The organism is Pseudomonas sp. UMAB-08, from assembly GCF_900095225.1.
Lineage (GTDB): Bacteria > Pseudomonadota > Gammaproteobacteria > Pseudomonadales > Pseudomonadaceae > Aquipseudomonas.
In genome coordinates this window covers 37,328-47,768 of the sequence record NZ_LT607440.1, presented here as the reverse complement: position 1 = coordinate 47,768, position 10,441 = coordinate 37,328, and the positions used below count along the sequence as shown (strand labels likewise).

Here is a 10,441-nt window from a genome sequence, read left to right as displayed (position 1 = left end):
CGCCTTCCAGCGGGCCGGTTTTGTGGTGGGCGAGCCAGGTGTTGAAGCGGAGGGTGAGGGTTTCGGAGACGTCGAAGGCATCAGAAGTCGTGTCGGACATTTTTAGCCAGGGCCATTTCTCTTCTTGCTCAAGGCTAAGCGCATCAGGAGGTGCCTGTAACGGAGCGCCGACTGCGTAGGCTTCGGCATACATGTGCTGCAATGGGATTTGTGACATCACGTCCTGTGGACCGCCCAGCGACTTGCCCTGATCGCCCGGCGAATACCCACCACCGACATCGGAGTGCATGCCGGGGCACAGGTATTCGGCAGTGTTAGTGCGGTAGGTCGAAGGGCAACTCGGGTCATCGGGGTCGTTCTTGCGCCGGATCGAGTCCACCGGGAAACAGGTGCGTTGCTCATGGGCGGCGACCAGATGCACGCAGCGCTCCAGAAACGTCTCCGAGTCCGACAGGCGCATGGAGTCATCGGCCCACCCCATATGGCCCTCGGCGAAGGGCATCGCATAGGCCATGCCGGTGGAGGCCACGGTGTCGAACAAACCCAGGAAAGCAATGCAGATCGGGAGGCCAGCAAACAGGTAACAGGTTTCACCCTCGATTTCGACCTGGGTCAGGCTCTCCAGCCAGGTGGCAAAGGCCCGGGCTTCGGCGGCGCCCCGGGAAAAGCCATACACGTACAGGCGCAGGCCGATGATTCTGGGTTGGGTCTTGCGCGCATGCACGAAATCGACCTTTTTTTGCAATGCCAGCAATGGCGCTTGCAGGGCCTCTCGCCGACGGCTGTCACCGCTCTTGAGCAACGTCGCGCCGAGCATCTCTTCAGTGAACGAGGTGCCCATTTTTTGTACCAGTTCGAAGGCTGTATCCACGGTCAGCGGGTCTTCTCCGCAAGCCCGACCCACCGCATCCAGCAGGCGCGTGATGCCCCAATTGATCCGGTTCTCGCCGCCGACCGCGCCGATCAGCCCTAGATCTCGTGGTTCGAACTCACCGATTTCCTTGAACTCGGTGCCGACCCCTTGCATGTAATAACGATAGAAGCCCATGTCGTTCGCCCGGCTCTGCTCTGTGCCCTGGTTGGCACCGACGCTGGCGTGGTAAAGCCGTGCCACGTTGCTGGTGCTCGGGGGCTGACCGAGTTTGTCCGAGGGTTCGTGGTTGTTGGTGCCGTCGAAACACAGGCTGATGTTCAGCACATTCATGCACGGCGGGCCGGTATAGGTTTCACCCGCCGCCTCAGCGGCGCGTTCAGCCGCATAGCCGGCCAGAAGCTCGGGCCGAAATTGTGTGCGGTAGTTAAGCGCCACATCCTCGGACGTGCGCGGCAGCAGCCCCTCTTTCGGGAACGGCGGGGTCGGCGTTAAAGGCGCCGGGGCCGAGCGTTGAGAACCTGAATTCAAGGTAATGGACATACGGCAGGGACTTCCATCTTGAGGGGGTAGTTGTAGGGGTGATCAGGCATGCCGAGATAGGTAGGGCCCGCGGAGATCTTTACCTGGTCGCAGGGCAGGAAATGCGCCGTGATTGCACCCAGTTTTTTATACGGCGCCACCTCCACGACGGCGCGATGGCGGGTGTATTTGGTTTCGTGTTCGTCCATTCGCTTGAACCATGCGTCGGAGAATCGAGGTTCGGTCCAATACCTCGAGGCACCAACATTCGGATCCTTCTCCCACTCCACCACCACGGTCAGGCCGGGATGCCACTTACGCGGCATGCTCACGCAGCAGTTCTGGCTGCCGCCCCCGCCGTAAGGGCCGATGTTCGGCCCGCCGCCGTTGACGATGAAGTAATTGATCGCCGCCGAGGTGTGGTTGTACCCCTCGATGGGAATACCGAGGCGCTCGGGCAGTGATTTGCTGCAGGCTTGCAGCGCAAGGCAGGCGAGCGCCGCCGCCCAAAGCGCTGGCCTTCGGCGTAGGGCGCCAGGGTTTAGGGTGCGGGACATACGGCAGGCTCTTCCATTTTGGACGGGTAGTTGAAGGGATAACCGGCTTGGCCGGGAGTAACCGCGACAGCCGAAACGGCAACTTGGTTGCAGGGCAGGAAATGAACATCGATGACGCCGAGTTCTTCATACGGCGCCACCTCCCCGACGGCGCGATGGCGGGTGTACTTGGATTGGTGTTCTCTTGCAGCCTTTCGCCAAGCATCTGAGTAGCGAGGTTTGGGCCAGTTAACTGAGTCACCGGTATTTGGATCCTTCTCCCACTCCACCACCACGGTCAGGCCGGGATGCCACTGGCGCGGCATGCTCACGCAGCAGTTCTGCTTGCCGCCCCCGCCGTAAGGGCTGATGTTCGGACCGCCATTGCCGTTGACCATGAAGTAATTGATCGCCGCCGAGGTATGGCTGTACCCCTCGATGGGCGCGCCGAGTCGGTCGGGCAATGATTGGCTGCAGGCTTGCAGCGCAAGGCAGGTCAGCAGGCAAAGCGCGAACGGGCGACTCATGCCAAACCACCGGTCTGCGGCAGGTCTTCGGGCAAGTGTCGGGCCAGCCACTCGATCATAAATGCCCGGTGTTCCTCGCCCTTAAGGCGGCGGTCACTGGCGGCGAGGTGCCCCAAATAAAGCACGGAGACTCGTTGTTCCTTGCCGACCCGGTAGTTCCGTTTGGACAGACCGTGGGTTTCCTCCCATTGCTCGGCAGCACTCCAGGTGCACACGGACTCGACCTGATACGCGTCCATCATCAAGGGCGTACTGGGGCGGGTAAATTCGTGAAAGGGGAGGTTGTAGCCACCGATGATCTGCGCTTTGTGATCGCGGTCGGTCCAGTGCCAACTGATGACGGGGGCATGGAAATCGCGAGCCGCGTCTTCGATAAACACGCCACTGATGTGCTTGAACAACCGGTTGTCGTAGTAACGCAGGATGCCGCTCTTGGCGCCTTTGTCCCAATGCGCCTGAGTGTAATAGCGCAGGTGCTCACTCAACGCGTCGAACGGCCACGGGCTTAACAGCGACAGCACGCGGGACTCGCGTTCGAACGCCCTGACAAACGCCCCCAGCCAGTTCACCTGGGCCGTATGTGCCCAGAACACGCGAACATGCACAGGGCCTTGTGCGGCCAGTGCGTGTTCAGGCGTGCCCTCAAGCAACGGTGTGTGCAAGGGCGGCGGGTCGAGTTCGGCCAGCCGTTGCAGCAAGGGATAATCCAGCAACGTGGCGTTGATGATCATGTCGAGGTAGTCGAGGCTTGCTGCGTCGGCGTGTTGTTTCACGTCGCGCAGACACGCGGGGATTTCAAAGTCCATGGTGGGGTCCCGAAGGTAGTAGGAAAAAGAACCTATGCATTAGCGGGTCGCAAATCCCTTGAGTTCGTCTTGAGCCGCCTGGAAGCACTTTTCACACACCACCGGCTCCGGCAGCACCTCAGCGGGCTCCGGTTCGTGCTCCCAGGAAAATTCCGGCAACGACGGCGACAGCGCCATCAATCGGCCGGCGGCTTCTTGTGCGCTTTCGCCGGGCAGTTGCGGCAGTTGAATCGCGGGTGGGGTGCCGGGGATGGGGGCACCGCCGACGGTGATCAGGCTGCTGCTGAAAATCCCGGCCGGGGTGAACACCAAGTGCTGGCCTGCGCCCTTGAGCGTGAGAAAGCCCTGGGCGTCGATGGCCACGTTGATGCCCGATTGCAGGTGCAGATCCTGCCCGGCGCGGATGACTGCAGCTTGCCCGACCTGGGTGTAGCTGCTGCCGGCGATGTTCAGCGAGTCGTCGCCGTTGAGTTGGGTTTTGCGCAGGCCATGGGTGGTGTGGTGTTCTTCGGCGTGGTATTCGCTGTAGGCGTTGGCTTTGATGGCGGTGCGCTGTTCGTTATCCACCTCAAGGGTGTGGTCGTTGCGGGCGTGGGTCAGGAAGTCGCGTTGGGCGTGCAGGTAGATGCATTCTTTGCCCTTGCGATCCTCAATGTGAACTTCATTTGAGCCTCCCCCTCCGGGAGACGTTAATGATTTGAACACGCTGCGGGTTTTATTGGCGGGCAGCGGGTAAGGCACGGTGTTGGCCTTGTTGAACAGGTAACCGGTGAGCATCGGCGAGTCCGGGTCGCCTTCGTCATAGCCGATGACCACTTCCATGCCGACCCGTGGAATGACGCTGCTGCCGTAGCCACTGCCCGCCCAGCCAGTGACCACGCGCACCCAGCAGCTGCTGAGTTCGTCGGTTGAGCCGGACCGGTCCCACCGGAAACGAACTTTGACCCGGCCGTATTCGTCGCAGTAAATCTCTTCATCCTTGGGGCCGCAGACCGTGGCGGTCTGGCTGACCAGTACCACGGGCTTGGGGTGATCCAGTGGCGGTCGATAAATCACGTGCTCAGGGGTGGCGGTGAAGGTGTTCCGATAACCCTGGACAAAACCGTCCTCGGCCTCGGGGGCCGTGCTGTTAAGGGCTTCCATCACTTGCGGAGCCCGGCCACGGTGGGTGACGTGATTGAGCAGCCAGTGAGCGTTCCAGTCCTTGCGCGGATGGTCCTCGAGGGCAAACAAGTGGCCGCTGAGGAGCATCGGCTGATCGCTCGCCCCGCGCGCCACGCACGCGTTCAATTGGAGTCTTTCCAGCGATTTACGCGCAACCTGCCGACCGTGGTCTGCGGTTTTGAAATAGGCGGGGTAGGCGAAGTCTTCCAGTTCCTGAAAGTGATCCCACGCCTCGCGATCATCGCCTCTTGAGGCCGATTCCAGAGGACGGCTCGATGTTTCAAAATCGTAGTGACGGCGGGTGACCCGCGAGGTTCTGCCTTTGATGCCCACGCTGAACGACTTGACGGCCACGGTCTCGGCGTTCATGCCGTTGTCGGGCACATACACCGTGGACTCAGGCAGGCGATTGAACCGGTCCTGGTGGTCAGCGAAGACCAGGATGTGGCTGTTTTGACTGTGTTCGAAGCGAAAACTGAGGCCTTCCTCCTCACACAAGCGTTGCACGAAATACAAGTCGCTCTCTTTGTACTGGGTGCAATAGTTCCGGGGCTCGTAGTGTCGGGCATCCAGCTCGAAGCGATAGCGATCCGAGAGGATGCCGTGCTCTTCCAGCACCTGGGCGATGATCTGTTTCACCGTTTGTTTTTGAAAGATGCGCTGGTTGGTCCGGTGCTCAAGGTAAAGCAGCTGTGGCACCAGTTTCAGGTGGTAATGGGTGGCTTTCCAGTGGGTTTGGCCCTGAACAAACTCGTGGATCAGGCCATGAAAGCCATAACCCTTTTTACCGCCGAGGGAGAGGAACGCGGACTTATGCAGATAGTCATTCAGGTCCAGTGCCGGGCGATCACTGACCAGTTCAATATCGAAACAAAATGGCTGGTTTAACCCTTCCTGCCCCATGAATTGAAGAACCTGCAGGTTGTAATCCCGCTTGAGCCTGGCAATGGTCAGGCTAAAGTCTGGCTGATTAGCTAATGTCGGCATTCCGCTGTCCTGGCTTTTGTAAGAAGAGTTGTCCAAGGCATGTTCGGTGAAAGGTTTTTTATCGTCTGTAGGCCAAATCCGTGTCGTGTTGCAGGAAAGGTCTGAAATGTTGACCAACAAAAAAACCGCTGTTCGTGAGAACGGCGGTTTTGGGTTGTTGGGGGGGATATTTGAATGGAATAGAAACAATAAAGTGGGCGCTGGAGTTCGGTATGGATTTTTCTGCGCCCAAAAAAATGCCCGCGCAGACGTTTCGGTCTGCCGGGCATTTTTGTCGGGGCTGGGTTAATTCATATCGAATGGCGGAACACTCAGCGTTTGGACACCACGCTTGTCGTGCCCAATCGAATGATTTTCGGAAAGTCGCTCAGGGTCACTGACGCGCTGCACCCGGAGGCATTGCAGGCCCAAGGTTCGCCGCTGTCATGCAGGCCTTTGCCTGGCGCTGCGGTGTCGATGAGTTGAACGTTGCCTGTGAGCTGGGTGCTGCCGAGCACGCTTTTCTGCCGTGATCGGCTGGCTGTCCAGGCGACGACGACGCGCTCCGGGCCTTTGTGGAAGTTGAGCAGGTAGACGTCGTCGGCCTGGACGCTGGCGTCGGCGTCGTAGGTGTATTCGCGCAGTATCGGGCTGATGGCCTTGAGGACGCTGTAAGCGGGTTTTGGCTGGAGGTCCGGTCGCAGCAGGCCGAAGTTATGTTCTTGTTCGCCTTTGTCCTGGCCGTCGTTGAGCAGGTCATACCACCACATCCCTTTGATATTGGGGATGGTCCGCGCCAGGAAATAGCTGCGCGCGAGGTAGGACGATTGTTTGGCTTCACTGATCCCGCAGTTGCCTTGGTGACTGGGCCAGCTCATTTCAGTCAGGTAAATCGCAACGGCTTTTTTGGCACGGTCACGCACTTGCGCTTCGTAGCCTCGCATCCAGTTGGCCCAGCTTTCAGGGGTGTTGCGCGCCAGGCTCATGCAATGCACGTAAGGATGCAGGGACAGACCGTCCACCTCGTTCAGCGTCCCGGCATCGATCAGGCGATCAACGAAGCCGTCGAGCATGCCTTTGGATGTCACGGCGCCGGCGAGTACTTTTGCTTGCGGATTGTTTTTGCGAACCCAGGGAACGACGCTTTTGGCCAGCGCGGCATAGTCAGTGCTCAATGCCGGGTCTTTCGTGCCTTCCATGTCCCACTCGTTCCAGACTTCGTAAAAATCGACCCTGTTTCCAAACCGGCGACTCACGAAATCGATGTAGTTATGGTAGGCGGCTGTGACGTTGGGCGTACGCGGCTTGGCGCCGTCATAGGGAACGGCGCCGTAACCAAAAATCAGCATGGTGCTCAACTGCAGGTTTCTGGCGCCGTTGAGGTACGTTTCCCACGACGGAAGGATACGCAGCTGATTGCGCGCAGGTTCGGCCGTCGACCAGAAGGCATCGTCGCGCACGGACGTGATGCCCGCATCTGCGGCGGATTGCAGGGCGCGTTTCTGTAGGGTTTGGGACTCCATCAAGTGGGTGCCGACCCCTACGATGAAGACGTCTTCGGCGCGGGTTGTGCCGGTTAGCAGCAGGCCCATAAGGCCTACGAAAATACTGAGGCGAACGTTTGCTTTCATTGGGCTTCTCAACGCTGGTCGGGCAGGGCAGACGACAGGGTGTCGAGGGGAGGCGTGAGCGCCAGTGCGGGGCTGGCGTTGTCTTGGGGGCTGAGTGTGCGGTTCAGCGTATGACCGATGGCCAGCCCCAGAAACAGGTTGGACATGGTGACCTCGAACATGTCCGTGGTCCAACTGATCACGCAGATGCAAAAGGTGACGGCCAACAAGGCGCGGTCCATACGGGTTGTCGAGTAATCACGCAGCAGGAACAGTAGCGGCAATTGCAGCATGTACAGGAACACCCCTGCAAAGCCGAAAATAGCCCACAGATAAACGGCGGTATTGTCCGATGTGCCGAGCATATCGGCATGCGGCACCGGGGACACAAAGACAGCACTGCCGAACATGCCGAAACCCACGCCCAGCCAGCTCCAGCCTTCATTGGTGATCAGGATGATCAGGTGTGGCCAGGTATTGACCAGGCGATCATAAAACGAGGCCAGGCCTCCGCCACTGTTGCTGCTGGCCGCATTGGGGTCAAAGTCGTGTATCACCCCCATGGCGGGCAAAATTACGCCCATCGACACGGCGATCACGAAAATCCACGCACTGGTCCAGCGGTAGCGAATGAGGGCCAGCAGCCCAAGCGTGAATAGAAAGGCCACGGTCGGGGTTTTGCTGGTGGTCAGGAGAATGCTGAAAAACGCCACGACACACACTGCGGCGAACAATATCCGGGAGCGGATGAACATCAGCAGATAAAGACTGAAGATCGCAATCATGATCGACAACACGTTGGACACCCGAGCAAACCCGGCGAGTCGATCGATGTCGTCCGCAGTCCAGGCACGGTTGGCACTCAGCTCAATCGATCCGAGTTGGTAGGTGTAACCCTTCCAGGGCACCGTGGTGTATTTATCCAAAAGAAGGCCGACCACCGAGGCGACCAGGCACAGGGCGACACACTTGCCTAACAGGCTTTTTTGATTGATCAGGTGCTCGCTGCAGACCATCGCGAACAGGAACGGGCTGATGGCGAACAGGCTGAAACCCACATTGTTCAGGCTGGCGCCGTGGAGGAGGGCCAACTGACTGGACAACAGCAGTAACAGCAACCCGATCCAGAACAGGCGCGAGGTTTTGAACGTCAGCAGCTCCAGCGCGAAGAGCACGGCACACCCCATTTTAGGCAGGTACAGCAGCGCGGAAATCCCCGCCATATCGAAGTAATAGCGTAGGGCGCCGGAGAAGGTTTCGACCACGATCAGGCTGATGGCCACCCAGATGACCAATGTCGATTTGTTGAATGAAAGGATCGAAGGCTTTTCAGTTGAGGCGGAAGGGGAGTTCGACATCATGTTTTGCTGCCCTCTGAAGCGCGTAGATAAAGGATGTTTGTTCGCCATCGCGCACGGCAAAGCTACCGCCTGTAGAACAGCCACTAATGGGGTTCAATCGAGGACGGCGGGTGTGATGTGAGAGGTAATTAGCGGTATATCAACGTCACTTGTGAGTGCTGTCAAATCAATTCGTCAATCTTTTAACGGACGTCGCTTGGGTGCAATTGCTTATGGTCTCAAGTCATTGAAATACATAGGTGATGAAAAATTGACGTGGTTTTTTAGTGCACCGGCAGACCAGAAGTAAAGGGTCTCTATGGCTCTAAAATTTTACACACGTGTAAAAAAGGCTGACGCGTTTGCAAGCGTCAGCCTTAAATCCTGCCCTTGATTACTTAGTTATAGCGGCGTTTGTCGGCGGCGGGAGGGAAATACTGATAAAGCCAGGTTTCACTCAGTGTCCGGTCATGGGTGCGAATGAACAGACGCAGCTCGACCGGCGCGACCGAGTCGCTGTTGGGGTACCAGTCGAACGTTATGCGGTAGCCTTTGATGTCCGGGATCAGCAGCACGTTGAAGTCCTTCACTTCGCCGCTGGATACCGTGATCACTGGCTCGATTCCTGTGCCCTCGGCCAGCCTTTCCAGACCGCCGCCGGTGAAGTCAACGGCAAAGCGGCGGGCCCAGACTTCCGGGTAATGCTCGCCTGGAGCCCAACCCTCGATGAAGCCGCCCATGCCTGAGCGAGTAGCGTGTACGCGGGCCAACGGGGTGCCAACGGGCGGCAGGGCGCTCCAGTAGAGTTTGTAGCCGAAGTTGAGCGAAGTCCCTGCAGTGACGGGGGCTTTCGGTGTCCAGAAGGCCACGATGTTGTCCAGCGTCTCGCCGGTGGTGGGGATTTCCAGCAGATCGATAGAGCCCTCGCCCCACGCGGTGGTCGGCTCGACCCACAGGCTAGGCCGGCGGCTGTACCAGTCCACCGTGTCCTGATAGCTGGAGAACTCGTGATCGGTCTGCACCAGACCGAAGCCTTTGGGGTCTTTGTCGGCAAAGGCGTTGAATTGCAGGGTGGCCGGGTTGTTCAGCGGGCGGCAGATCCATTCGCCGTTGCCACGCCACATGGCCAGGCGGTCGGAGTCGTGGATCTCGGGATGGAGGGTGTCGCACATGCGCCGTTCATGGGTGCCGCAGCTGAACATGCTGGTCATCGCCGCGATCCCCAGTTGCTCGATGGCTTGCCGCGCATTGATGTGCGCGTCGATGGCCATGACCACCTGGCTGGCCTGGCAATCGATGTCGAAGCGATAGGCGCCTGTCGCGCTGGGGGAGTCCAGCAGGGCGTAGACGACGAAGCGGGTATTGTCCTTGATCGGTGTTTCAAACCAGAACTTGGTGAAGTTGGGGAATTCTTCCTTGCGCTTGGCATAGGTGTCGATGGCCAGGCCGCGAGCGGAGAGGCCGTACTGCCCGGAGCTGTCGACTGCGCGAAAGTAGCTGGCACCGAGGAATGATAAAACGTCGTGAGTCGCAATTTCTGGTGCCTTGAACAACTTGAAGCCGGCAAACCCCAGATCGCCCTTGAGCTGAGCCTTGTCCACACCGCTGCTTTCGTAGTTGAACAGCTGCGGACGGAAGTGCACCTCGCGCGCCTCCTTGGTTTGGGGGTCGACGCTGTACATGCGCACGGGCTGTTTGAAGCCCATGCCAACATGGAAAAACTGCACATCCAGTTGACCCTTGATGTCGTTCCACAGTGAGTGCGCGGGGTCGTACTGGATGGCGTTGAATTGCTGCGGGGTCATCTTCGCCAAGGTCGGCGGCAATTGCTGGCTGGTATCGACGAAGGGGTTGCCGGCCAGTTGCTTGGCATGAGCTTGCAGGGCCTCGAAATCGAAATGCTCGATCTCGCCGTCGGCCGTGGCTGCCATGGCGCGCGCGGCAAACAGCCCGGCAGCGGGCAAGCCGGTATAGGCCGCCAGGGCCAACGATGCTTTCAGAAGATTCCTGCGATTCATAAAGGTGAAGCCTCTCAGGTGATGCTGTGCCGCCCTGCACATACGCGTGGGAAATGCGCCCGATCAAGCCCTCGGCCGCAT

General features: G+C 59.0%; 9 protein-coding genes. 1 reads left to right on the top strand and 8 read right to left on the bottom strand.

What is annotated here, in order from left to right:
• The 5 genes from K0F75_RS24885 to tssI all read right to left on the bottom strand — a co-directional run.
• Nucleotides 1–1,414 (bottom strand): DUF2235 domain-containing protein (locus K0F75_RS24885; protein WP_219064621.1); only part of this gene is annotated, 1,414 nt, incomplete at its 3' end.
• Entirely contained in the window at nt 1,399–1,950 is a 552-nt protein-coding gene (locus K0F75_RS24880; protein WP_219064620.1) for a DUF3304 domain-containing protein, read from the bottom strand. The genes K0F75_RS24885 and K0F75_RS24880, both read right to left, overlap by 16 nt.
• Nucleotides 1,935–2,456 (bottom strand): DUF3304 domain-containing protein, encoded by a 522-nt coding sequence (locus tag K0F75_RS24875; protein ID WP_219064619.1) that lies wholly within the window; start codon nt 2,454–2,456, stop codon nt 1,935–1,937. Before K0F75_RS24875 ends, K0F75_RS24880 begins: the two co-directional genes overlap by 16 nt.
• The gene (locus K0F75_RS24870) at nt 2,453–3,262 is read right to left on the bottom strand and encodes a DUF4123 domain-containing protein (protein ID WP_219064618.1); all 810 of its coding nucleotides are present in this window, start codon (nt 3,260–3,262) and stop codon (nt 2,453–2,455) included. The genes K0F75_RS24875 and K0F75_RS24870 overlap by 4 nt, the downstream gene beginning before the upstream one ends.
• A gap of 39 nt (nt 3,263–3,301) precedes the next feature.
• Complete coding sequence (gene tssI, locus K0F75_RS24865; RefSeq protein ID WP_219064617.1) at nt 3,302–5,413, bottom strand: type VI secretion system tip protein TssI/VgrG; 2,112 nt, start codon at nt 5,411–5,413, stop codon at nt 3,302–3,304.
• Nucleotides 5,414–5,519: 106 nt separating this feature from the next.
• Between tssI and K0F75_RS24860 the strand changes: the two genes are divergently transcribed.
• Nucleotides 5,520–5,702: a hypothetical protein gene (locus K0F75_RS24860; protein WP_219064616.1), complete on the top strand. Its 183-nt coding sequence runs from the start codon at nt 5,520–5,522 to the stop codon at nt 5,700–5,702.
• A 22-nt stretch (nt 5,703–5,724) separates the two neighbouring features.
• On the opposite strand, the gene K0F75_RS24855 is transcribed toward K0F75_RS24860, so the two are convergent.
• The 3 genes from K0F75_RS24855 to K0F75_RS24845 all read right to left on the bottom strand — a co-directional run bounded on the left by K0F75_RS24855 (nt 5,725) and on the right by K0F75_RS24845 (nt 10,360).
• Entirely contained in the window at nt 5,725–7,023 is a 1,299-nt protein-coding gene (locus K0F75_RS24855) for a hypothetical protein (protein WP_219064615.1), read from the bottom strand.
• A gap of 8 nt (nt 7,024–7,031) precedes the next feature.
• Entirely contained in the window at nt 7,032–8,363 is a 1,332-nt protein-coding gene (locus K0F75_RS24850) for an O-antigen ligase (RefSeq protein ID WP_257604482.1), read from the bottom strand.
• A 377-nt stretch (nt 8,364–8,740) separates the two neighbouring features.
• Nucleotides 8,741–10,360 carry a glucan biosynthesis protein D gene (locus tag K0F75_RS24845; RefSeq protein WP_219064614.1) on the bottom strand — a complete coding sequence of 540 codons (1,620 nt, stop codon included), beginning with the start codon at nt 10,358–10,360 and terminating at the stop codon, nt 8,741–8,743.
• Nucleotides 10,361–10,441 lie beyond the last annotated feature (81 nt).

Coding starts and splice junctions, on each gene's coding strand:
- K0F75_RS24845 (WP_219064614.1), bottom strand. CDS start 10,360: ATGAATCGCAGGAATCTTCTGAAAGCATCGTTGGCCCTGGCGGCCTAT.
- K0F75_RS24880 (WP_219064620.1), bottom strand. CDS start 1,950: ATGTCCCGCACCCTAAACCCTGGCGCCCTACGCCGAAGGCCAGCGCTT.
- K0F75_RS24860 (WP_219064616.1), top strand. CDS start 5,520: ATGTTGACCAACAAAAAAACCGCTGTTCGTGAGAACGGCGGTTTTGGG.
- K0F75_RS24875 (WP_219064619.1), bottom strand. CDS start 2,456: ATGAGTCGCCCGTTCGCGCTTTGCCTGCTGACCTGCCTTGCGCTGCAA.
- K0F75_RS24855 (WP_219064615.1), bottom strand. CDS start 7,023: ATGAAAGCAAACGTTCGCCTCAGTATTTTCGTAGGCCTTATGGGCCTG.
- K0F75_RS24870 (WP_219064618.1), bottom strand. CDS start 3,262: ATGGACTTTGAAATCCCCGCGTGTCTGCGCGACGTGAAACAACACGCC.
- tssI (WP_219064617.1), bottom strand. CDS start 5,413: ATGCCGACATTAGCTAATCAGCCAGACTTTAGCCTGACCATTGCCAGG.
- K0F75_RS24850 (WP_257604482.1), bottom strand. CDS start 8,363: ATGATGTCGAACTCCCCTTCCGCCTCAACTGAAAAGCCTTCGATCCTT.